The following is a 20,315-nucleotide window of genomic DNA, read 5'->3' as shown; positions in this document are numbered from 1 at the left end:
GGATTGCTTTAAGGTTTAAATTGACAAGGACTTTCTCAAGGTTTATGATTTTAACTATGAGAAGGGTATTCTTACTGCTTATAACACTGCTAAGCTTTTATAGTCTTTCCACAGCCAAGGAAGTGCCTTTTACACAGGAGGACAGAGACAAGCTCAGAAACATAGAAATAAAGGTTGAAAGGCTTGAAGTTAAAGTAGAAGAAGGTCAGAAAGCTTTGCAAGCGCAGATAGATGGACTTCAAAAACAGATTGATGGACTTCAAAGACAGGTGGATGGATTACAAAAACAGATAGACGAACTTAGGAGCGATTTTAGAACCTATATGAGTATAGTGATAGGAAGCATTATAGCCCTTGTGGGATTTATCATATGGGATAGAAGAACTGCCATATCTCCGGTGGTAAAAAAGACGAAAGAACTTGAGGACAGAGGTGATAAAATTGAAAAAGTTTTAAAAGATTTAGCAAAAGAAGACCCAAAGATTGCAGAAGCTTTAAAAAGGGCTGGGTTGTTATAGTTTGATTTGTTTGAATATGGGAAAATGGAGACTTTGGTAAATAAATCCATAAAAGGATTTTTGGGAAATATTTGAAACCTTTATTGCAACCATTTTGAGAATCTACGCACTTAGGTAATACTTGCTAAAAGCCTACAGGCTAAATCATTCCATCCTACACTTCCAAAAACCTATATTTATATCCTATGTATAGGGACCTAAACTCGCAGACGCAAAAGGATCTAAAGGAGTACTTTCAAAACCAAGACTACATGGTTATTGCCGTTCCAAAGGAGGACCTCATAAGAGTGTATGCCCTTAGGGCTACCAATACGGTGGAGACGGCAAGGAGGCTCCACTCCTTAGAAGGGGAAGAGTTAAAGCTTATGGCTTACAGCATACTATCCGCCTTGCTTTTGACTTCTTTGGTTAAGCATGCCACAAACCAAAAGGTGCTTTTCAAAATACAGAACGATAGTGGTGTGGTGGTGGCAGAAGCGGATGGTATGGGAAGGGTAAGGGGTTTTATGGAGGGCTATCCTTTGGAGGACTGGTCTTCTGGAACCCTTACGGTGGTAAAGGAGCTAAGGCTTGGCACACCCTATACAAGCATAGTGCCAGTGGTGGGAAGGAATGTAAAGGAGGCCCTTTCCTATTATTTTGAACAGTCGGAGCAAACAAGGACCTACATAGACATGTATGTAAAGACCGATGGCGAAAGGGTGCAAGAGGCCTTGGCCTACTTGGTGCAGGTTTTGGGTGGTGCAAGGGAGGAATCGGTCCGTAAGATAGAAGAGAACATAAAAAGCCTTAGCCTTGAGGGCCTAAGGCCCGAAGATATTGCCATGGCAATCCTAAGGGATATGGAGCCAAGGCTCATAGGCCTAAAGGAGGTAGAGTATTACTGCCCTTGTTCTGAAGAGATAGCAAGGTCAAGCCTTTTGCTTTTGAGTGAGGAGGAGTTGGAAGACATATTGAATGAGGGGCCCGCAGAGGTGGTGTGTAAATTCTGTAAAAAGATATACCGCTTTAGCAAGGAACAGCTTATGCTATAATTTTTTACTAAGTCCGCACCTTTCCCCGTTGGGTTGCCCTTAAATAGGGTTTGGGAAAGGGTGGCAAAACCCAAGGAGGTAAGTATGGCAGTAATATCTATGAGAGACCTTTTGGAAGCTGGTGTCCACTTTGGACACTCAAAGAGCAGGTGGAACCCCAAGATGGCTCCCTTCCTTTATGGGGTTCGCAACGGCATACACATAATAGACCTAAACAAGACGGTGGTCTACCTTGAGCAGGCTTACCACTTTGTGGCGGACAGCGTGGCTCAGGGTGCAGAGGTGCTTTTTGTAGGCACCAAAAAGCAGGCCAAGGATGTAATTAGGGAAGAGGCAGAAAGGGCTGGCGTGCCTTATGTAAATGAAAGGTGGGTTGGAGGACTCCTTACCAACTTTAGAACGGTGCGTAAAAGCATACTAAAGCTCCACACCCTTGAAAGGATGGAGGCCGAAGGCGTCTTTGATGTGCTTCCCAAAAAGGAGGTAAGGGCCCTTAGGAGAAAGATGGAAAGGTTGAAAAAGCTCTACGGTGGCATCGTAAATATGGAGAGGATTCCCAATATTCTCTGGGTGGTGGATACATTAAGAGAAAACATAGCAATCCAAGAAGCAAAGAAACTTGGCATTACGGTGGTAGCCATAGCCGACTCCAACTGCGACCCAGACCTTATAGACTATCCCATCCCAGGCAACGATGATGCCATAAAATCCATAAAGCTTTTGACTTCAAAGATTGCCGATGCCATACTGGAAGGTAAGCAAAGAAGAGAAAGCCTTGGAGAAGAAGCGGTAGAAGTGACAAGAAGAAAGGTTATAACCGTAGAAGAAGAAGAAAAGGCACTCTTTGAAAAGGCCATGGAGATGTCCGAAAAGTATGAATACATAGATAAAGGCGCAGAAGAGGAAGAATAAAGGAGGTAAAGTATGATAAGCGCAGAGCTTGTAAAAACCCTTAGAGAAATGACTGGTGCTGGAATGCTTGAGTGTAAAAAGGCTCTTGAGGAGGCTGGGGGTGATATAGAAAAGGCAAAGGAGATATTGAGAATAAGAGGTCTTGCCAAAGCGGACAAAAAAGCGGGAAGGGAAACAAAGGAAGGAATAATCTACACCTATGTATCCGAGGATAGGAAAAAGGGAGTAATCATAGAGCTAAACTGTGAGACGGACTTTGTGGCAAAGAACGAGCAGTTTGTGGAGCTTGCCCTAAAACTGGCAAAGCATATAGCGAGCCTTCCGGAAAACGCCAACAAGTCTGGCACTGGAGAGGATATAAAGGATCAAGCTTACTTTGAGGATACAAGCACCACTGTAGGAGACCTTATAAAGTCTGCCATAGCAAGGATAGGAGAAAATATACAGCTAAGAAGGTTTGTAAGGTTTGATACCGATGGTTATGTGCATGCCTACGTGCATGGCATTGGAAGGGTTGGCGTGCTAATAGATTACACCGCATCACAGATAAACGATAACGTGCTTAGAGTGGTGCAGGATGTGGCCCTTCAAATAGCCGCCATGAAGCCAGAGTTTGTTAGCATAGAAAGCGTAGACCCAGAGGTCCTTGAAAGGGAAAGGAGGATACTTACAGAACAGGCAAGGCAGGAAGGAAAGCCCGAGAACATAATAGAAAAGGTGGTGGAAGGAAGGCTCAAAAAGTTCTACCAAGAGAAGGTTCTGTTGGAGCAGGCCTTTATAAAAGATGAGAAAAAGACGGTAGGACAGTATATAAAGGAAAGCGCAACGGGTGTGGAGATAAAGAGGTTTGTAAGGTTTGAAGTGGGTGGTGCTTGATGGAGGCACCGGTCTATAAAAGGGTACTCTTAAAGCTATCTGGAGAGGCCTTTGCTGGAGACCAAGAATTTGGCATAGACCCAAAATTTCTTGAGTATATAAGCTATGAGATAAAAAGCCTTGTGGATGTGGGCGTGCAAACGGCTATAGTGATAGGTGGGGGTAATATATTCAGAGGTGTGGAGGGAATGGAGCTTGGTATAGACAGGGCTACCGGTGATTACATGGGCATGTTGGCAACCGTTATAAACGCCTTGGCCCTTCAGTCTGCCCTTGAAAGGCTTACCCAGATACCAACACGGGTGCTCTCGGCCATAGATATGAGGCAGGTGGCAGAGCCATACATAAGGAGAAGGGCCATAAGACACTTGGAAAAGGGTAGAGTAGTAATATTTGCCGCAGGCACCGGAAACCCCTTCTTTTCTACCGATACGGCAGGAGCCCTTAGGGCCATTGAGATAGGCGCAGACCTCTTTATAAAAGCCACAAAGGTGGATGGCATTTACACCGATGACCCAGTAAAGAATCCCAATGCAGAGTTCATTCAAGAGATATCCTACCTTCAAGCTATAAGCATGGGCCTTAAAGTTATGGACCACACGGCCATGACCCTTTGCAGGGAGAACAAGCTACCCATATTGGTGTTAAATATAAAAAAGCCCGGAAATCTTCTAAAGGCCGTAATGGGCGAAAAGGTCGGCTCTTTGGTAAGGTAATTGAGGAGGAGAAGCCATGATGGAGGAGATATTTAAAAGCACAGAAGAGGATATGAAAAAAGCTGTGAATTATTTTAAGGGTGAGATAGCAGGCCTGAGGACAGGTAGGGCAAGCACATCCCTCGTAGAAGAGCTAAAGGTGGAATATTATGGCTCAAAGGTTCCACTCAAACAGCTTGGCACCATAAGCGTAAGCGATGTGAACCAGATAACCATCCAGCTTTGGGACAGCAACGCCATAGCCAATGTGGAAAAGGCCATCATGGAAAACCTAAACCTCACACCACAAAGGCAGGGCAATGTGCTTAGGATAACCTTGCCACCACTAACCCAGGAAAGAAGAAAGGAGCTTACAAAGATGCTACACAAGATGGCAGAAGAGGCAAGGGTTGCCATAAGGAACATAAGGAGGGACGCAAAGGAGATGATAGAAGAGCTTGAGGGAGTTTCCGAAGACGAGGTAAAGAGAGCTTTGGAAAGATTGCAAAAGCTCACGGATAAATACATAGAAGAGATAAACCAGCTTGCTCAAGCCAAAGAAAAAGAGATAATGGGTAGCTAAAAGTTTTATATTATTTACCATGGACTTTCCCGAGCTTTTGGTTATACTGGCCGTTGCCTTCATATTTTTGGGCCCAGAAAGGATGGTGGAGGTTGCCACCAAGCTTGGGGAGTTTTTACGCAAAGTAAGGGAAACATGGGACGAATTAAGATACCAGCTATATGTGGAGAGTATAAACAAAAAAATAATGGAAGAGAGCAAGGATGTAGAGGTTTACCAAGAGCCTGAGGAGGTGCGAGAAGAAGATGCAACAGCAGGAACTTCCCAAGATGCCCCTGACGGAACATCTGAGGGAGCTAAGAAGCAGACTGATTAAGTCTATAATAGCCTTCCTTATAGGAACGGGCGTAGCCTTCTACTTTGCAAGCTACATTTTTGAAATTCTCAAAGAACCTGTTAAAAGGTCCTACCCAAAGGTGGAGCTTATAACTCTATCCCCCACGGAGCCGCTTTTTATACTCCTAAAAATATCCGTGGTCTTTGGCTTTATACTGTCTTCGCCCGTAATCCTATACCAGCTTTGGAGGTTTGTGGAACCTGCCCTATATCCCAACGAAAAAAGGCTCATAATCCCCCTTACCTTTTTTTCCATAATTCTTTTCCTTCTTGGGGGAGCCTTTTCCTACTTTCTGGCCCTTCCCATGGCCCTTAAATTTCTCTTAGGTATAGGCCTTTCACAGCTTCAAGCCACACCCTTTTTATCCGTTGACCTATACATTTCCTTCCTTCTTAAGATGATCATAGGCTTTGGCATAGCCTTTGAGCTTCCTGTTTTTATCTTTCTCCTACAGAGGGCGGGCATTGTGAGCGAGGAGCAATTAAAAGCCTTTAGAAAATACTTTATAGTGATTGCCTTTGTGGCTGGCGCCTTAATAGCCCCGGATGTGACCACCCAAATACTCATGGCAGTCCCCCTAATATTGCTTTATGAAATATCCTTGCTGGTTGGTAAGCTTGGCAGAAGAAAACAAAAGGAAAAGGCTATTGAGGTGGTCCAAGAATGAAAGTTCTTATCACTGGTGCCACAGGCTTTATAGGAAGGTATATAGTAAAGGAGCTTCTTTCGGAAGGCTATGAGGTGGGATGTCTTGTAAGGGATGTGGAGAAAACGATTAGACTTTTTGAAAATAAGGTAAGGGCCTACAAGGTGGATTTTGAAGACAGCGGGTCTCTTAAAAAAGCCTTTTCGGACTTTGGCCCAGACTTTCTCATACACCTTATAGGCATACTCTTGGAAGACAAAAGGCACGGACAGAGCTTTATGAGGGTGCATTACCTTTATGCCAAAAACCTATACCAGACCGCAAGGGAATACGGAAAGATAAAAAAGGTGGTGCATATGAGCTCCCTTGGAACCCATAAGGATGCCCCTTCCATGTACCACCGCACCAAATACATGGCGGAGGAAGAGCTAAAAAAGTCTGGACTGAATTACACCATAATTAGGCCTTCCATTGTGCTTGGGCCAGAGCAAAAGCTTTTTTACGATATGTGGCACATTACCACGTATATAAGGCTTGTGGCATTGCCCGGTGGCGGGTCATACCTTTTCCAGCCGGTGGATGTAAGGGATGTGGCCTGCGCCTTTGTTAAGACCCTTAGCCTAAAAGAAAGCGATGGAAAAACCTATGAGCTTTGCGGTAGCAAGAGGGTAAGCTTTAAAGGGCTACTGGAGGACATCTTTAGCGCATGGAAAAGAAAAGTTATACTCCTTCCTATGCCGAAGGCCCTTATGTACTTTGCAGGTCTACTGGTGGAAAGAATTATACAGCCACCACCCTTTAGCTCGGACCAGATGCTTATGATGTGGAGGGATAATGTGTGTGGCCTTGACCCAGAGGTGGAAAGCCAAGGCGTGCAAAAGTTATGTGGAAGGGAGCCAATTCCCTATGAAGAGTCTTTAAGGTGGAGTTTGGAAGAGTTTAGGAGGCGTATAAATGCCTGACCTTTCTGTGGAGCTTTTTGGTATAAGGTTCAAAAACCCCGTATGGGTGGCTTCTGGAACATTTGGCTATGGCTTGGAAGCTCTTGAGCTTTATGATGTATCAAAGCTTGGTGCTGTGGTTACAAAGGGCATATCCCTTAGGCCAAGGCAAGGAAACGCACCGGAGAGGATAGCTGAAACCCCCTGCGGTATGCTAAACTCCATAGGCCTTCAAAACCCAGGAGTGGAAGGCTTTTTAAAGAAGATATACCCGGAGATAAAAAAGATAGACACCAATTTTATAGCCAACGTCTTTGGAGAAGAGGAGGAGGAGTATGTAGAGGTTTGTCTTGCCCTTGAGGAGGCCGAAAAGGTAGTGGCTTATGAGCTAAATGTGTCTTGTCCCAACGTAAAAAAGGGTGGTATGCTCTTTGGCCATGACCCAGAGGTCCTAAGAAGGCTTATAGAAAGGGTAAAGTCAAAGGTGAAAAAGCCTGTGCTTGTAAAGCTATCACCCAACACGGGAGATGTAAAAAGCTTTGCCAAGGTATGCGTAGAGGCTGGCGCAGATGGCCTTGTGCTAATAAATACCTTGCTTGGCATGAAGATAGATGTAAATAGCCAAAGGCCTGAGCTTTCCACCCTTATGGGTGGACTATCTGGCCCTGCCATACTTCCCATAGCGGTAAGGATGGTCTGGGAGGTCTTCTCATACCTTGGCTCTTCCATCCCCATAATAGGCGTGGGAGGTATATACGATACGGATTCTGCCTTGCAACATATCCTTGCCGGAGCTGTATGCGTGCAGGTAGGAACGGCCAACTTCTTTGACCCTTACGCACCTTTGAGGATCATTGAAGGCATAGAAGAGTATATGCGCCAAAAGTCTGTGGAAAACTTTACCGACCTTGTTGGAAAGGCTCATCAGCTTGTTGTGAGGTAATGCTTTTGCGGTAAGTCTTATGAGAAATTCATCCTCTGTAGTGGCAGGTTTTAAACCTGCCAATTATAAAACATTGGGCGGATCCAAGACCCGCCCCTACATTGTTTGTCTCATTTATTTTTAGCAAAAAGGTATAATGGTATCTCCGTTGCTTAATTAATTTCTCACCACACGTATGCTGTAAAAGAATTTCCTAAAGGGAATTTTTGCTACGCCCAGGGTTGAGATTTTGTGCCTTAGACGTACATAAAGGCAGAGTATGAAGCTTTTAAGCCCATAGCATAAGTATTTCCCTTAGGCTCTCTCATACTGTTCTATCATTCTAAACCATAAGAAATACAAGGGCAATAAAGCATCCCAAAAACCTGTAAATAAGGAACCTACAAACATTACGGAAGGCATAAGTAAAAAGGGAATAACCAAAAAGTCTGCAAGTTTGTATCTAAAAACAAAAAAGTAGTATTTCCAGTATAGCCAAAGAATGGCCAAAAGGCCCAAAAGTCCCTTTTCTATAAACTCTGATATAAAAAGAACAGATTCATAACCTACGGCGGATTTTATGTGTAGCCCCTCCCTTTCCTCGGGTTTAAGGCCATGGCCTATCAAAAGTGGCACAATATTTGCTTCCTTTATATCCCTTTCTATTACCATAAGCCCTGCTCTTAAGTTGGCCCACCTTAGACTGGATATGGCATCCAAGGTTCTATTATCAAGCTTTTCTTGACCAGTAAGAACCTTATAAAAAGCTTGGAATCTTGCATCTTTTTTTACAAAGTTGTATGAAAAAACTGCTCCTAATGAGATGGAAAGCAAGGCTATTACTATCATATACCTAAGTTTTATAACACCTCTGAGTAAAAAGACGAGCAATAGGAGAGTTATAACAAGGCCAAGTATGGTGGACCTTCTGAGTGAAAAAAAGACCATTGATATAAACACAAAAAAGGCCAAAAGCCACCAAAGCCTTTTTGTTTTTAAGAACAAGGCTAAGGCAGAAAGGCTAAAAAGAGAATAAAAGGTGGCCACCTCAAAAACACCACCCCATATTGGAGCTACCGTGCCTTTATAATGGTATTTATAAAACACAACAGGTAGCAAAAGAAAGCCAATAAGGCTAATTATAAGGTTTAGCCTATAAAGGTATTTTTCATTAACTTTTACTTCATCTCCACCAAAATAAAGAAAAAGGAATACGCTTCTTTCAAAGGCTTTGTTTAAAAGGTGTGGTGCGTATATTAAAGTGGAAAGTAAGGTAGGGATTGCATGAACTAATAAGGGTAAAGAAAGCTCACCTTTTAGGCTTTTCTTTTTCCTCAGATAGGCTATGAATATATAAATTAGCCCAAGGATGAGCGCACCTTCAAAGACGCTTATTGACAAAAAGGATAGTATGGTGAGTAAAATTACAAAGAAATTCATGCCATTAAATTATAAACTTTATACGAACTTTAACACAGCTTCCTTCACCACTTCATAAGGAACTTCCAAACCTGTCCATATTCTAAAGCTTTCCATTCCTTGGTATAAGAGCATATCTAAGCCATCTTGGAAAGGACAACCTTTCTCTTTGGCCTTTTTCAAAAGGGGCGTTTCCTTATATATGATATCTATTACTACGTGGGTTGGCTTAAGTAGGTCATAATCAAAAAGGGGTGGATCGTCCTCTTTTAATCCTGAGGAGGTAGTATTGACTATAAGTTTAACCTCATCTATTACCCTCTCTGGCCTTTCCACCACCTTACAACCAAAGTTTTCACAAAGTTTGTAGGCTTTTTCTATGGTCCTGTTCCACAGAAAAACCTCTGACCCTTCACCTTTTAGGGCATAAAGGATGGCCCTTGAAGAACCCCCTGCTCCAAGGACCAAGGTTTTAATATCTTTCAACTGTAGCAATAGCTTCTTCACAGCCTTTAAAAAGCCTATCCAGTCCGTGTTGTAGGCATATACACCTTCTTGGGTAAACTTTAAGGTGTTGGCAGACCCTATAGCCTTTGCGTGGCCATCTACAAAGTCCGCAAGCTCAAGGGCCTTTTCTTTGTGGGGCAAGGTTATATTAACTCCTTTTACGCCAAGGGCCTTTAGGCCCTTAAAGGCTATTTCAAACTCTTCTGGCTTTACTTCAAAAGGCACATAAACGGCGTTTATTGAATGGTATTCAAAGGCCTTGTTTTGAAATACAGGAGAAAGGGAGTGTTTGATAGGATAGCCCACTACACCGTAGACTTCCGTTTTGCCATCAAGGTTCATCCTATCTGATACTTAGGTTGAAGTATTTCCACCTTTTTGACCCAGCTTAGATTGCCCTTGATTGCTACATCTACAACGTTTTTGACGCTTACATCCACTATAGGACAGTCTGTGCAACCACCTTCAAACTGAAGGTAAACCTCCCCTTCTTTTATATCTACCACTTTAAGGTTTCCGTGGTGCTCCTTTAGAGCGGGTCTAATTTTCTCAAGTATGGCTTCAACCTCTTTAAGTTCTCTTTCTTCCATAGCTAATCCTCCACCTTTCTATATAAATCTTGAATCTCCTGCCAAAGATTTCCCTGAGCTTCCTCATCCAAATCCATCAGCCTACAAAAACCCTTGAGAGTTAGCTTATCCACCACCACGTCTTCAATGTCCTCTTCTACAAGCTTTGAATAGCCGTACTTCATAAGCACTTCCTTTGCCTCCGGAATGCTTTGGAAAAGTTCTGTTAAGCTTATATCAAAGGTGATCCTTTCCTTCATGACTCTTTAACCTTTTTTACAAAAAGATGGTATTCGCCATCCTCTTCATACATACCCAAAAACTCCTGGCCAGTTGCCTTGCACCAAGCGGGTATATCTTCCACCACACCTGGGTCATCTGCTATAAGCTCAAGCACCTGCCCTATCTGCATAGTTTTTATCATCCTTGCCGTTTCTGCCACTGGCACTGGACAAAAGGTACCAACCACGTCATGCACCACGTCCGGCTTTATATCCTCAAGCTTCATGCCTTTCTCCTTTCTTGTTAAATATTTTAAGAGGTTCAATTAAATCCTCATTTATAGGTTCACCAAAAAGGCATATTTCTCTGCCTTCAAGGTTTATCAAAACCTCACATGGTTGGTTTTTTGAATACCTTGCTATAATATCGGCTATAAGCTTCAGTTCTTCTTCAGATGGTCTCCCCTTAATAAGTGCAAAAGTTCCCTTTCCATCCTTTCTGTATGCATAGCCGTATCTATTCCTAAAACCTTGGAGGAATCTTACTTCCCCCTCGTTCCTTGCTACTATTAGCTTGGCTCCGGAGGGTAAGCGAAGATGACGCCCTAAGGCAAAAAATACCAAATCATCCCTTGTTATAAAGCCTTCATTATGTAAAGCCTCTTTAAACCTATAGGCGTAGTTTTCATCCGTAAGATAACAGCACCCGCCTGCAGGCTGTTCGTATTCTAAGCCATACTTTTGTGCCAAGGCTATCTGTTTTTTCCTTCCTCTTCCCCTTATATCCAAGAGCTTGCTTCTGTCAACCCAACCAAGCCTTTCTGGAATGGTTTCTGGCAAAAGCTTGGCGGAGAGAGGTCTTAGGACGTAGCCTTCAAGCCCAGCCTCCTTTTCTATTAGCATTAGCCTTTCAAAGGTTTGGCTCATGGGCCTCTGGCCAAGCACTTCGCCAGTTATCAAAAATTGGTATCCTTCCCTTTCCATTATCTCCTTTGCCTTTTTAAACATAAATATCCTACAATCTACGCAAGGGTTTACGTTCTTTCCATAGCCATACTTGGGATTAAGGATAACATCAAAATACTCCTGGGATATATCCACTATCTCTATGGGAACTTGGAGCTGGGCTGCTGCTTTCAAGGCAGGATTCACATAGGGCGATCCGTCTTCTCGCTTCAGGCCAAGGCGCCTTTTGTGTTCTGTAATGCAAAAGCCTGTATAAAAGTGTATGGCCTTTACCTCAACGCCCTGGTCCTGAAGGAGGCGGACCGCTAAGGAGCTATCAAGCCCTCCTGAGAAAAGAGCAACAGCCCTTATCTTCATGTGGATAGGAACTCAAACTCCCTGCTTTCTTCCTCTTCCTCTTCGTAGCAGTCTGGTATGCGCATAGCTTCTTCCACTCTTCCTTGCTTGAGGAGATAGTCCTTTATGGCCACATGGAGCGTTTCAAGGCCAAGGTTGGTGCAGTGTATCTTTTGAGGGGGAAGGCCACCAAGCTCGTCAAAGATGTCCTTGTAGGTAAGGTTGAGGGCGTAGCTTATGGGCTTGCCCTTTATCATTTCGGTAAGCTGGGAGGAGACGGCAATGGCAGAGCCACAGCCAAAGGTCTTAAACCTCACATCCTCTATAACATCGTTTTCTGGGTTTATCTTAAGGGTAAATAGCATGGCATCTCCACAGGCTGGATTGCCACACTGCCCTATGGCGTTGGCGTCCTCAAGCACACCCACATTACGTGGGTTCAAAAAATGGTCCAAAACCTTTTCGCTATATTCAAACATCTTAGCACCTCCTAAAAGTGATAAGTATATTATGTTTGTCTTTGTGGTATTTGCTATGACCTTTATCAAAGATTTATCTTACAAAAACTTTTCCACTATATCTTTGAAAGTGTTGCTAAGCCTATGATCATCCTCAATCTCTAAATAATGTTTAACCTTTACCTTGCTTGTAAAAAGCCTTGAGTGTTCTACAGGCACCACATTATCTTTTGTACCATGGAAAACATATATCTCATAAGGCAGTTCTGTGGGAAAGTTTATCTCTCCATCATATATTATCTCGTAACCCCTTTCTCTTATATCCGCCGCAAACTCCCTGTTTATGACAACTTCAAGGCCAGTCTCACACTCTACAATCTTTAAGTCTTCTTTTCCCTCAAGCCAATTTTTGCAGTTTTCTTCACCTACTTCTTCTATGGTCAATTGCAAGGTAGAGTAGGAAGGAGCAAAGAGAAAAACCTTTTTAACCCTATGGGGTCTATAGAGCTTTGCGTAGTTTAGTATTACATATCCGCCGTGAGAGCTTCCGGAGAGCCACACCTCCTCAAACTTCTGAGAAAAGCCCTTTACAAGGGCGTCAAGCACTTCAAGTGTCCTTGTGGTAGTGGTAGTATGATAGTCCATGTCCATGGCAAAGAAGGAAAATCTACCTTGTAAGGACCTTTCCCTTAGGAGGGATACCTTACTTCCCATCACATTGCTTGCAAAGCCATGAAGGTGTATTAAAATAAGCTGAGGGTTGGCAGCCTCGTAGATGAACATAGGTGAAATTATATTGGATTTGGAATTGAGGAGGAAGCTTTTCCACCTTTTTGCCCTCTTGCTTTGGCTTCTGCCCATAAACTTCTTCCCAAAACCTTTGACTATACTTCTTTTTTTACTTGTTTTGTTTATAAACCTTCTAACTGTTATGGGCCTTTGGAAGGAAAGACTTCCCTTTTACTATAAGCTTGTTTATAAGCTTGAGAGGGAAAAGAACTATTCAAAGCCAAGCATACAGGCTCTATGGGCCAATCTGGGAATTTTTCTTAGCTTTCTTATCTTTGGAAAGGAAGCTTCTACGGTGGGTGTGGTAGTATTGGCGGTGGGGGATGCCTTTGCGGGTATGGTGGGTATAAGGTACGGAAAAAGAAGGATAGGAAATAAAAGCCTTGAAGGTGCTTTTGCCTTTTTCCTTTCCGTCTTTTTTGTCCTTTTTCCTTTTATAGGCTTGTGGCAGGCTTTTGTAGTTGCTCTGTTATCTTCTGTAGCAGAAATTTTGCCTTTAAAGCTTGATGATAACTTCACCATACCCTTAATAGCAAGCTTGGTTTATAAAATACTTATGCTATAATTCTAAGCTAAAGCTACCATGGAAACGGACCTTAGTACAACATCTTGGGGATTTGGGGCCTTGGCTTTCCCAAAATACCGCCTGCTGGGGAGTTGGGAAAGCTCAAAAAAAGGGCGGGATAAAAATACCCCAGCCCAAACTGTGCCCTTTCGGTGCAGTTTGGTAAAACAGGTCAAAGATGAGCTTGGGAAAGGTGCTTAGGCTTGAAAGGCTTATGAACAGAGATACTGGAAAGACCATAATAGTACCAATGGACCACGGAGTTAGCTCTGGTCCAATGGAAGGTATAGAAAACATACGCAAGGCTGTGGAAGATGTGGCAGAAGGTGGTGCCAATGCGGTGGTGCTTCACAAAGGCATGGTAAAGGCCGGACATAGGGGCAGGGGCAAAGACATAGGCCTAATAGTGCATCTTTCCGCATCCACCGATTGGGCTCCCACCAAGAACGATAAGGTGCTTGTTTGCACTGTGGAAGAGGCTATAAAGCTCGGCGCAGATGGCGTATCCATACATGTGAACATAGGCGCAGATATGGAGAGGGAGATGCTAAGAGACTTTGGCTATGTGGCCAAAGTTTGCGAAGAGTGGGGCATGCCCTTGCTTGCCATGGTCTACGGCAGGGGAAAGGATATGAACCAGTATGAACCGAAGGTGGTTGCCCATTGTGCAAGGCTTGGTGCAGAGCTGGGAGCGGACATAGTAAAGGTGCCTTATACGGGGGACCCTGAGAGCTTTTCAAAGGTGGTGGAAGGTTGTCCCATACCGGTGGTTATAGCTGGCGGTCCCAAGATGAAAACGGAGAGGGAAGTGCTTGAGATGGTTTATGGAGCCATAAAGGCTGGAGCAAAGGGCCTATCCATAGGAAGGAACATCTTCCAAGCAAAGGATAGGGTAAAGATGGTAAAGGCTCTTAGCCTTATAGTGCATGAGGGCAAAGGGGTAGAAGAGGCATTAAAAATACTTGAGTGAGGAGGCATAGATGGGGCTTTTGGAAGGTAAAAAAGCTCTTATAACGGGTGTGGCAAACGAAAGGAGCATAGCCTATGGTATAGCCAAAGCCTTTCGCAGAGAAGGTGCGGAGCTTGCCTTTACCTACGCCAACGAGAAGTTAAAAAAGAGGGTGGAAGAAATAGCTCAGGAGCTGGGTTCTAACCTTACCTTTGAGTGTGATGTTTCAAAGGATGAGCATATAAAAGGACTGCATGACTGGCTCTCTAATACTTGGGGAAGTCTTGACATAATAGTGCATTCTATTGCCTATGCGCCAAAGGAGGAGTTCAAGGGTGGCGTTATAGACACATCAAGGGAAGGCTTTAAGATAGCCATGGACATATCCGTTTATTCTCTCATAGCCCTTACAAGGGAGCTACTGCCCCTTATGGAAGGAAGGGAAGGCTCCATAATTACCCTATCTTACTATGGAGCGGAGAAGGTGGTGCCACATTACAACGTGATGGGTATAGCAAAGGCAGCCCTTGAAAGCACTGTAAGATATTTGGCCTACGATATAGCAAAGTATGGCCATAGGATAAACGCTATATCCGCCGGGCCTATAAAAACCCTTGCCGCCTACAGCATAACTGGCTTTCATCTCCTTATGGAGCATACCATGAAGGTAAACCCCTTTGGAAGGGCCATAACCATAGAAGAGGTAGGAGATACGGCAGTATTTTTGTGTAGCCCTTGGGCAAGGGCTATAACGGGAGAGGTCATCCATGTGGACAACGGCTACCATATTATGGGCGTATTTGGAAGGGAGGAGGAGATAAAGAAGGAAGTCTTTGGAGAAAACAAGGAATGAAAAGCTTTGAACTGTATGGCCTTAAGGAAGAGGAGTACAAAAGGATAGTAGATAGGCTTGGAAGGGAGCCAAACAGTGCAGAGCTTGGCATCCTTGGAGCCTTGTGGTCTGAGCATTGTTCTTATAAGTCTTCTAAGGTTCATCTTAGAAAATTCCCCACAAAGGCAAGCTGGGTGGTGCAAGGTCCCGGTGAGAATGCGGGCGTGGTAGAGCTGGACCAAAAGGTCTGGCTTGCCTTCAAAATAGAAAGCCACAACCATCCGTCCTACATAGAGCCTTTTCATGGTTCTGCCACTGGCGTGGGTGGAATAATAAGGGACATACTCTCCATGGGCGCAAGGCCCATAGCCCTTGTGGACTCTTTGAGGTTTGGCTTGCCCATTGACAAGAGGATAGTAAAGGGTGTGGTAAGAGGCATTTCCCACTATGGCAACTGTGTGGGCATTCCTACCGTAGCTGGAGAGACCTACTTTGAAGAGTGCTACAAAACCAACCCATTGGTAAATGCCTTTTGCCTTGGAGTTTTGCCCGCTGGAAAGATGCTAAGGGCAAGGGGAAAGGTGGGAGACCTTCTTTTCTTGCTTGGTTCTGCAACGGGTAGGGATGGCATACATGGGGCCGTTATGGCTTCTGGCGAGTTTGATGAAAGCTCTGAGGAAAAGCTTCCCAACGTGCAGGTGGGAGACCCATACTTTGGCAAAAAGCTCATAGAGGCACTTTTGCAGATAATTGACGAGGGCCTTATATCTGGCCTTCAGGACCTTGGCGCCGCAGGCCTTTCTGGTTCTGCTTCGGAGCTGGCAAGCAAGTCCAAGTGTGGTGTGGAGCTTTGGCTGGATAGGGTTCCGCTTAGAGAAGAAAACATGAAGCCTTTTGAAATACTCCTTTCCGAAAGCCAAGAGAGGATGTTGCTTGTTGTTCAAGAAGACAAGGTGGAAAGGCTAAAGGAGCTTGCCAAGTTTTACCATCTTGAAGGCGAAGTGGTAGGAAGGCTTACAGAGGATGGAGTCTTTAGAGCCTACTATAAGGATGAGCTTGTGGCAGAGCTTCCAGTTAGCTTAATAGTGGATGAGGCACCGGTTTATGAAAAGCCCTACAAAGAGCCAGAGTATATAAAGACCTTAAGGTCCTTTGACCAAAGGGAGCTTCCGGAGGTGGATATAAGAGAGTCTATTAAGAAGCTCCTTGCCTCTCCAAACATATGTTCAAAGGAATGGATATACAGCCAGTATGACCATCAGGTAGGCACAAACACGGTGCTAAAGCCCGGTGGAGACTGTGCCGTGCTAAGGGTCAAATGGGTTGTAAGGCCGGAATTAAAGAGCGACAAGCTAATAGCTATAACTTCGGAAGGCAATGGAAGGATGGTCTTTCTAAACCCCTATGAGGGGGGCAAGTATATAGTGGCCGAGGCCCTAAGGAACCTTGCCTGTGTAGGTGCTAAGCCCTTGGGCATTACAGACTGCCTTAACTTTGGAAACCCAGACAGGCCGGAGATAATGTGGCAGTTGGTAAAGGCCATAGAAGGCATGGCTGATGCCTGTGAGTTCTTTGGCGTGCCTGTGGTAAGCGGAAATGTGTCCTTGTATAACGAAACGGTAGAAAGAGGAGAGATAAGGAACATATATCCCACACCCATACTTGTGGCCGTGGGTGCCATAGATAAGGGCAAGTTTGTGGACCACAAGTTTAAGGAAGAAGGGGACTTGGTTTTTCTCGTAGGTGATATAAAAAGGGAGTATTCCCTTGGAGGCAGTGAATTTCTAAAAGTGGTTCATGGCAAAGTGGGTGGTGATGTGCCAGCTGTGGATCTGGAGAAGGAAAAGAGGCTTCATGAACTCCTTATAAAGCTTATTGAAGATGACATAATAAGGTCTGCTCATGATGTTTCTGTAGGTGGCCTTGCCATTGCACTACTTGAGTGCCTTTTTGGTAGCGGTCTCGGTATGGACCTAAACCTTTACATAGAAGACCGTCTTGACTTTTTCCTTTTCTCAGAAAACCCAAGCCTTGTGGTCTTAAGCGTGGAAAAGGAAAAGGCAGAAAGGCTAAAGGATGAGGTGGAGGCCTCTGGCCTTGACTGGATGCTACTTGGCAGGGTAAGGGAGGATGGCCTTTTTACCCTTACCAACAACGAGGAGTCTATTTTTGAAAACAGCGTAAAAGAGTTTGAGGAGATATGGCAAAAGGCCTTAGAAAACATGCTTTGATATATATAGCCGTTGCTACATTGGTTCTTTTTTTGGACCTTTTTACAAAAAGGATGGCAGAGGTTTATCTTGCAGAGAGGGACATAAGCCTTTTGCCCTTTTTGCACTTGGTTCTTATCTACAACAAAGGGGTTGCCTTTGGCCTTCTTTCTAATGCTCCCGATTTTTTAAGGATTCCTTTGCTTTTAATAACACCCCTTTTGGCTTTAGTTATTACCTTTCTTTACACCATAAGGTCAAAGAATACCTTTGTTAGCATACTTATGGGCATGGTGGGCGGTGGTGCTTTGGGAAACCTTTACGATAGGGCATTCTTGGGAAGGGTGAGGGACTTTATATACCTTTCTTACGGAGGCCTCTCCTGGCCAGCCTTTAACTTGGCCGATGCCAGCATAAGCATAGCCATAGTCCTTTTGCTTTTGAGAGGCTTTTTCCTACGTGATAAAAATAAATGAGACAAACTCTTTTTTAAACACCCTAAGGGCTTTTTGTTCTACTCAAAGCCAAAGCAGAAGGCACACCCCACGCAAGGGAAGAGATAAGCAAGAAGTTATGGAATAGAAAGCCAAGCTTTAGCCACTCCTTTAAACTTTCTCCGATAACTTTTAATGGCAAGCCAAAGGCAAGCTCATAAGTACCAAAGCCCATAAAGCTATGGATTGGAAGGACAGAGCTAAGTTCTCCACCCAAAAAGGCAAGGAAGCTTTTGTATAGGCTAATATGCTCAAGGTCAAGAAGGAGGAGAAGGCTTGCAAACTTGGTGGTGGTGGAAAGGAGGGATAGAGAAAAGATTAGGAGGACCAACTTAAAGCTTGTTTCATTTTTTATAAAAACTTTAAAGTCCTTTAACTTACCAAATGGCGGTATTATAAAGTAAAGCCAAGGGAGGGAAAGGGCAAAAATAAAAAGCATAAGAGAAGGCAAAAGCATTATAACCTTTAGGAAAGAAAGGCTAAGGAAAAGTAAAAAAAGCAGGCTAAAAAGGTCATAAAGCCTTCCTATAAAAAAGGTCCAAAGGGACAAGGACAGTTTTACATCTAACTGTTTTAGGTAATAAAACCAGCTTAGCTCTCCAGTCCTTGCGGGCAAAAGATTATTAAACATAATGTTGGCTGAGTTGATAAGAAAAAGGTGGGAAAAAGGAAGGTCTTTTATGAGTATTTTCCACCTCAACGTTCTAAAAAGCTGGCTAAGGCTATAAGAGAAGAAAGCTAAAATTAGGTTCAAAGGATTTATTTTTTGAAGGCTTTTTAAGAGGTCCTCAACTGGTATGAAATAAAAAAGAAGGGCAAGGAAAAGAAGGGTAAGGGCAAAAGGAAAAAGTTTTTTCAACCCTGTTCTGGCACGTCGTGTATAACTATCCTTTTGCCTGCAAACCTGGACAGTATTTCAACGGCCACCTCTACACCAGAACCTGCGCAGGAAGTAAAATGAGAGGAAAGGCCTGCAAGAGTACCAATTACAAAGAGATTTTTATCCACTTCATAATCCTTGTGCTTTATCATGACCCTACCAGGCTTTGGAGATTTGGGATTATCCATCACCTCTACTTGCAAACCCCTTATGTTAAAGTTATGAAAACCACCAGCAAGCACCACATAATCTGTTGTAAAGACCTTGCCAGAGGAGCTTTCCACTTCAAAAACATCACCCTTCTTTTCTACACGGACTACTTCCTCTTCAAGCATATCCACACCACCCCAACTCTTTATCTGTTCTTTTATCTTTTCTAAAAGCTCTGTGCCAGCCATTGGATCCAAGCCGGGCACATTTCTTAAAAAAGCCTTATTTAGGTCGGAATTGTTTAGGTCAAAGAGAAGGTACTTCCTATTCTCTGCCCATTGCCAACCTCTTCCTCTGGCAGATACCAAAGTCAAAGCACAAGAAAGACCACTTGCACCACCACCAACTATAATAACGTCATACTTCATGTTTAATTATTATAAGGCATACACGCCGGGTGAGAAATTAGACCTCAAGTTCACCCCTCCTATAATAGCTATATCCAATAGCATAAGCATATACATACACAAGCACACAAGTTAAAGTCCTCCACCCACTACCAGCATTAAAAAGCTTTATCTGACTTATAACACCTTCCACTACCTGCCTTTTTGCCCTCATCTCCCTACTACCACACACAATCACACCTTCACAACCCCTATAACCCCTATCTCCATACACCACACAACTCTCCACAAGCTTCCTAAACCATAAACTCCTTCTCTTCCTTTCCCTAAATGCCCTAACCTCATGCACACTTCCAAAGCTTATCCACACATCATAAACTCTTCCCCACCTATCACATAACACCATCATCAACATGCCATACCTGACCTCCTCAAACTCCACTACCTTCCCATTGTCTCTCCGAACTATCTTCCTTCTCCTCTTTGCCCACCATACCTTCCCTCTTACCCTCCTTATCTTCTGTGTCCTCGCCCTGTTTACATTGGCTATGTCCACTATGGTTCCATCTATTACAAGTTCTATCTTCTTACCATACAAAAGCCTTGCTAAAATCATAAGCCTCAGCTTGTGAAGCTTGTATTCTCTCAATATCCTGTATACTCTCTTGAGTCTGTATCTTCTGAAGATATGCCATGATTGTATGGATGGGTCAATAAGTAGTTTAGCTAAGGTGAGGACTTTTGTATTGGTTATGTAGGAGAGTATAAAGATGGCTGCTATATGGATGTCTGTGAGTTTAGGCTTTCTGCCTGCTTTAGCTTTTGGCACATTAAGGAATGGCAAGGCATTTTCAAGGTCTTTTAGGATTTGTTGGTAGATGCGTAGGTAAGGTGGTATAATTTCCATGGTAAAAACCTCCGATGGTTTTTAGGGCTACTATTATAGTAGCCCTGCTGTCTTTTTATTGATATGGAAGGTTTAGCTTAAAGGGAATTTCTCACTCGGCGTATGTTTAATTATTATAAGGCATACGGCCCACGGTTTTAATTTATCCCTCAGCGTGTGTTGTAGGATGTATAATCTTATTCATAGGAGGAT

The 20,315-nt window shown here is 43.7% G+C and carries 26 protein-coding genes; 15 read left to right on the top strand and 11 right to left on the bottom strand.

Annotated features, from left to right (window positions below):
* Positions 1 to 56 precede the first annotated feature (56 nt).
* The 10 genes from ACZ5GB_RS08395 to ACZ5GB_RS08350 all read left to right on the top strand — a co-directional run bounded on the left by ACZ5GB_RS08395 (position 57) and on the right by ACZ5GB_RS08350 (position 7,485).
* Positions 57 to 518: a coiled-coil domain-containing protein gene (locus ACZ5GB_RS08395; RefSeq protein ID WP_464326774.1), complete on the top strand. Its 462-nt coding sequence runs from the start codon at positions 57 to 59 to the stop codon at positions 516 to 518.
* A gap of 185 nt (positions 519 to 703) precedes the next feature.
* Positions 704 to 1,552, top strand: coding sequence for an Hsp33 family molecular chaperone HslO (locus ACZ5GB_RS08390; protein ID WP_464326773.1), 849 nt, complete (start codon positions 704 to 706; stop codon positions 1,550 to 1,552).
* An 84-nt stretch (positions 1,553 to 1,636) separates the two neighbouring features.
* Complete coding sequence (gene rpsB / locus ACZ5GB_RS08385) at positions 1,637 to 2,464, top strand: 30S ribosomal protein S2 (RefSeq protein WP_464326772.1); 828 nt, start codon at positions 1,637 to 1,639, stop codon at positions 2,462 to 2,464.
* Positions 2,465 to 2,476: 12 nt separating this feature from the next.
* Complete coding sequence (gene tsf / locus ACZ5GB_RS08380) at positions 2,477 to 3,340, top strand: translation elongation factor Ts (protein WP_464326771.1); 864 nt, start codon at positions 2,477 to 2,479, stop codon at positions 3,338 to 3,340.
* A complete protein-coding gene (pyrH, locus tag ACZ5GB_RS08375) occupies positions 3,340 to 4,056 on the top strand; it encodes a UMP kinase (protein ID WP_464326770.1) in 717 nt (238 codons plus the stop codon). Before tsf ends, pyrH begins: the two co-directional genes overlap by 1 nt.
* A gap of 16 nt (positions 4,057 to 4,072) precedes the next feature.
* Entirely contained in the window at positions 4,073 to 4,618 is a 546-nt protein-coding gene (gene frr, locus ACZ5GB_RS08370; RefSeq protein ID WP_464326769.1) for a ribosome recycling factor, read from the top strand.
* A gap of 19 nt (positions 4,619 to 4,637) precedes the next feature.
* Positions 4,638 to 4,934 (top strand): Sec-independent protein translocase subunit TatA/TatB, encoded by a 297-nt coding sequence (locus tag ACZ5GB_RS08365; protein WP_464326768.1) that lies wholly within the window; start codon positions 4,638 to 4,640, stop codon positions 4,932 to 4,934.
* Positions 4,888 to 5,622, top strand: coding sequence for a twin-arginine translocase subunit TatC (gene tatC / locus ACZ5GB_RS08360; RefSeq protein WP_464327829.1), 735 nt, complete (start codon positions 4,888 to 4,890; stop codon positions 5,620 to 5,622). The genes ACZ5GB_RS08365 and tatC overlap by 47 nt, the downstream gene beginning before the upstream one ends.
* On the top strand, positions 5,619 to 6,563 hold the full coding sequence (locus ACZ5GB_RS08355) for an NAD-dependent epimerase/dehydratase family protein (RefSeq protein ID WP_464326767.1): 945 nt from the start codon (positions 5,619 to 5,621) through the stop codon (positions 6,561 to 6,563). Before tatC ends, ACZ5GB_RS08355 begins: the two co-directional genes overlap by 4 nt.
* Positions 6,556 to 7,485: a dihydroorotate dehydrogenase gene (locus ACZ5GB_RS08350; RefSeq protein ID WP_464326766.1), complete on the top strand. Its 930-nt coding sequence runs from the start codon at positions 6,556 to 6,558 to the stop codon at positions 7,483 to 7,485. The genes ACZ5GB_RS08355 and ACZ5GB_RS08350 overlap by 8 nt, the downstream gene beginning before the upstream one ends.
* A 294-nt stretch (positions 7,486 to 7,779) precedes the next feature.
* Here the strand turns inward: ACZ5GB_RS08350 and ACZ5GB_RS08345 are convergent, their stop codons facing one another.
* The 8 genes from ACZ5GB_RS08345 to ACZ5GB_RS08310 all read right to left on the bottom strand — a co-directional run bounded on the left by ACZ5GB_RS08345 (position 7,780) and on the right by ACZ5GB_RS08310 (position 12,723).
* Positions 7,780 to 8,904 carry a hypothetical protein gene (locus tag ACZ5GB_RS08345; RefSeq protein WP_464326765.1) on the bottom strand — a complete coding sequence of 375 codons (1,125 nt, stop codon included), beginning with the start codon at positions 8,902 to 8,904 and terminating at the stop codon, positions 7,780 to 7,782.
* Between the two features lie 18 nt (positions 8,905 to 8,922).
* Complete coding sequence (gene aroE, locus ACZ5GB_RS08340) at positions 8,923 to 9,732, bottom strand: shikimate dehydrogenase (protein ID WP_464326764.1); 810 nt, start codon at positions 9,730 to 9,732, stop codon at positions 8,923 to 8,925.
* Complete coding sequence (locus tag ACZ5GB_RS08335) at positions 9,729 to 9,980, bottom strand: NifU family protein (protein WP_464326763.1); 252 nt, start codon at positions 9,978 to 9,980, stop codon at positions 9,729 to 9,731. The genes aroE and ACZ5GB_RS08335 overlap by 4 nt, the downstream gene beginning before the upstream one ends.
* 2 nt (positions 9,981 to 9,982) lie before the next feature.
* Entirely contained in the window at positions 9,983 to 10,219 is a 237-nt protein-coding gene (locus tag ACZ5GB_RS08330; RefSeq protein ID WP_464326762.1) for a DUF1858 domain-containing protein, read from the bottom strand.
* Complete coding sequence (locus ACZ5GB_RS08325; RefSeq protein WP_464326761.1) at positions 10,216 to 10,467, bottom strand: sulfurtransferase TusA family protein; 252 nt, start codon at positions 10,465 to 10,467, stop codon at positions 10,216 to 10,218. Before ACZ5GB_RS08325 ends, ACZ5GB_RS08330 begins: the two co-directional genes overlap by 4 nt.
* Entirely contained in the window at positions 10,457 to 11,503 is a 1,047-nt protein-coding gene (locus tag ACZ5GB_RS08320) for a hypothetical protein (RefSeq protein ID WP_464326760.1), read from the bottom strand. Before ACZ5GB_RS08320 ends, ACZ5GB_RS08325 begins: the two co-directional genes overlap by 11 nt.
* The gene (locus ACZ5GB_RS08315; protein WP_464326759.1) at positions 11,500 to 11,961 is read right to left on the bottom strand and encodes an iron-sulfur cluster assembly scaffold protein; all 462 of its coding nucleotides are present in this window, start codon (positions 11,959 to 11,961) and stop codon (positions 11,500 to 11,502) included. The genes ACZ5GB_RS08320 and ACZ5GB_RS08315 overlap by 4 nt, the downstream gene beginning before the upstream one ends.
* Before the next feature lie 78 nt (positions 11,962 to 12,039).
* Positions 12,040 to 12,723, bottom strand: coding sequence for an alpha/beta fold hydrolase (locus ACZ5GB_RS08310; protein ID WP_464326758.1), 684 nt, complete (start codon positions 12,721 to 12,723; stop codon positions 12,040 to 12,042).
* On the opposite strand from ACZ5GB_RS08310, the gene ACZ5GB_RS08305 reads away from it, so the two are divergent.
* The 5 genes from ACZ5GB_RS08305 to lspA all read left to right on the top strand — a co-directional run bounded on the left by ACZ5GB_RS08305 (position 12,716) and on the right by lspA (position 17,761).
* On the top strand, positions 12,716 to 13,294 hold the full coding sequence (locus tag ACZ5GB_RS08305; RefSeq protein ID WP_464326757.1) for a diacylglycerol/polyprenol kinase family protein: 579 nt from the start codon (positions 12,716 to 12,718) through the stop codon (positions 13,292 to 13,294). The genes ACZ5GB_RS08310 and ACZ5GB_RS08305 overlap by 8 nt on opposite strands.
* Positions 13,295 to 13,472: 178 nt before the next feature.
* A complete protein-coding gene (locus tag ACZ5GB_RS08300; RefSeq protein WP_464326756.1) occupies positions 13,473 to 14,264 on the top strand; it encodes a 2-amino-3,7-dideoxy-D-threo-hept-6-ulosonate synthase in 792 nt (263 codons plus the stop codon).
* A gap of 10 nt (positions 14,265 to 14,274) precedes the next feature.
* Positions 14,275 to 15,096, top strand: coding sequence for an enoyl-ACP reductase FabI (locus ACZ5GB_RS08295; RefSeq protein WP_464326755.1), 822 nt, complete (start codon positions 14,275 to 14,277; stop codon positions 15,094 to 15,096).
* Entirely contained in the window at positions 15,093 to 17,306 is a 2,214-nt protein-coding gene (gene purL / locus ACZ5GB_RS08290) for a phosphoribosylformylglycinamidine synthase subunit PurL (RefSeq protein ID WP_464326754.1), read from the top strand. The genes ACZ5GB_RS08295 and purL overlap by 4 nt, the downstream gene beginning before the upstream one ends.
* The gene (lspA, locus tag ACZ5GB_RS08285; protein ID WP_464326753.1) at positions 17,276 to 17,761 is read left to right on the top strand and encodes a signal peptidase II; all 486 of its coding nucleotides are present in this window, start codon (positions 17,276 to 17,278) and stop codon (positions 17,759 to 17,761) included. The genes purL and lspA overlap by 31 nt, the downstream gene beginning before the upstream one ends.
* Before the next feature lie 22 nt (positions 17,762 to 17,783).
* Here lspA and ACZ5GB_RS08280 read toward each other — a convergent pair whose 3' ends face one another.
* The 3 genes from ACZ5GB_RS08280 to ACZ5GB_RS08270 are packed head-to-tail and all read right to left on the bottom strand — an operon-like array spanning position 17,784 to position 20,123.
* Positions 17,784 to 18,638, bottom strand: coding sequence for a flippase-like domain-containing protein (locus ACZ5GB_RS08280; RefSeq protein WP_464326752.1), 855 nt, complete (start codon positions 18,636 to 18,638; stop codon positions 17,784 to 17,786).
* Positions 18,635 to 19,237: an FAD-dependent oxidoreductase gene (locus ACZ5GB_RS08275; RefSeq protein ID WP_464326751.1), complete on the bottom strand. Its 603-nt coding sequence runs from the start codon at positions 19,235 to 19,237 to the stop codon at positions 18,635 to 18,637. Before ACZ5GB_RS08275 ends, ACZ5GB_RS08280 begins: the two co-directional genes overlap by 4 nt.
* Before the next feature lie 37 nt (positions 19,238 to 19,274).
* The gene (locus ACZ5GB_RS08270; protein WP_196607743.1) at positions 19,275 to 20,123 is read right to left on the bottom strand and encodes a hypothetical protein; all 849 of its coding nucleotides are present in this window, start codon (positions 20,121 to 20,123) and stop codon (positions 19,275 to 19,277) included.
* Positions 20,124 to 20,315 lie beyond the last annotated feature (192 nt).

It is taken from the genome of Hydrogenobacter subterraneus (assembly GCF_055390195.1).
The sequence above is the reverse complement of the archived record's forward strand: the minus strand, read 5'-3'. Positions and strand labels throughout refer to the sequence as shown.

Bases quoted from the DNA above. Each gene is read 5' to 3' on its own strand.
- ACZ5GB_RS08395 (WP_464326774.1), top strand. From the start codon at position 57: ATGAGAAGGGTATTCTTACTGCTTATAACACTGCTAAGCTTTTATAGT.
- ACZ5GB_RS08390 (WP_464326773.1), top strand. From the start codon at position 704: ATGTATAGGGACCTAAACTCGCAGACGCAAAAGGATCTAAAGGAGTAC.
- rpsB (WP_464326772.1), top strand. From the start codon at position 1,637: ATGGCAGTAATATCTATGAGAGACCTTTTGGAAGCTGGTGTCCACTTT.
- tsf (WP_464326771.1), top strand. From the start codon at position 2,477: ATGATAAGCGCAGAGCTTGTAAAAACCCTTAGAGAAATGACTGGTGCT.
- pyrH (WP_464326770.1), top strand. From the start codon at position 3,340: ATGGAGGCACCGGTCTATAAAAGGGTACTCTTAAAGCTATCTGGAGAG.
- frr (WP_464326769.1), top strand. From the start codon at position 4,073: ATGATGGAGGAGATATTTAAAAGCACAGAAGAGGATATGAAAAAAGCT.
- ACZ5GB_RS08365 (WP_464326768.1), top strand. From the start codon at position 4,638: ATGGACTTTCCCGAGCTTTTGGTTATACTGGCCGTTGCCTTCATATTT.
- tatC (WP_464327829.1), top strand. From the start codon at position 4,888: ATGCCCCTGACGGAACATCTGAGGGAGCTAAGAAGCAGACTGATTAAG.
- ACZ5GB_RS08355 (WP_464326767.1), top strand. From the start codon at position 5,619: ATGAAAGTTCTTATCACTGGTGCCACAGGCTTTATAGGAAGGTATATA.
- ACZ5GB_RS08350 (WP_464326766.1), top strand. From the start codon at position 6,556: ATGCCTGACCTTTCTGTGGAGCTTTTTGGTATAAGGTTCAAAAACCCC.
- ACZ5GB_RS08345 (WP_464326765.1), bottom strand. From the start codon at position 8,904: ATGAATTTCTTTGTAATTTTACTCACCATACTATCCTTTTTGTCAATA.
- aroE (WP_464326764.1), bottom strand. From the start codon at position 9,732: ATGAACCTTGATGGCAAAACGGAAGTCTACGGTGTAGTGGGCTATCCT.
- ACZ5GB_RS08335 (WP_464326763.1), bottom strand. From the start codon at position 9,980: ATGGAAGAAAGAGAACTTAAAGAGGTTGAAGCCATACTTGAGAAAATT.
- ACZ5GB_RS08330 (WP_464326762.1), bottom strand. From the start codon at position 10,219: ATGAAGGAAAGGATCACCTTTGATATAAGCTTAACAGAACTTTTCCAA.
- ACZ5GB_RS08325 (WP_464326761.1), bottom strand. From the start codon at position 10,467: ATGAAGCTTGAGGATATAAAGCCGGACGTGGTGCATGACGTGGTTGGT.
- ACZ5GB_RS08320 (WP_464326760.1), bottom strand. From the start codon at position 11,503: ATGAAGATAAGGGCTGTTGCTCTTTTCTCAGGAGGGCTTGATAGCTCC.
- ACZ5GB_RS08315 (WP_464326759.1), bottom strand. From the start codon at position 11,961: ATGTTTGAATATAGCGAAAAGGTTTTGGACCATTTTTTGAACCCACGT.
- ACZ5GB_RS08305 (WP_464326757.1), top strand. From the start codon at position 12,716: ATGAACATAGGTGAAATTATATTGGATTTGGAATTGAGGAGGAAGCTT.
- ACZ5GB_RS08310 (WP_464326758.1), bottom strand. From the start codon at position 12,723: ATGTTCATCTACGAGGCTGCCAACCCTCAGCTTATTTTAATACACCTT.
- ACZ5GB_RS08300 (WP_464326756.1), top strand. From the start codon at position 13,473: ATGAGCTTGGGAAAGGTGCTTAGGCTTGAAAGGCTTATGAACAGAGAT.
- ACZ5GB_RS08295 (WP_464326755.1), top strand. From the start codon at position 14,275: ATGGGGCTTTTGGAAGGTAAAAAAGCTCTTATAACGGGTGTGGCAAAC.
- purL (WP_464326754.1), top strand. From the start codon at position 15,093: ATGAAAAGCTTTGAACTGTATGGCCTTAAGGAAGAGGAGTACAAAAGG.
- lspA (WP_464326753.1), top strand. From the start codon at position 17,276: ATGGCAAAAGGCCTTAGAAAACATGCTTTGATATATATAGCCGTTGCT.
- ACZ5GB_RS08275 (WP_464326751.1), bottom strand. From the start codon at position 19,237: ATGAAGTATGACGTTATTATAGTTGGTGGTGGTGCAAGTGGTCTTTCT.
- ACZ5GB_RS08270 (WP_196607743.1), bottom strand. From the start codon at position 20,123: ATGGAAATTATACCACCTTACCTACGCATCTACCAACAAATCCTAAAA.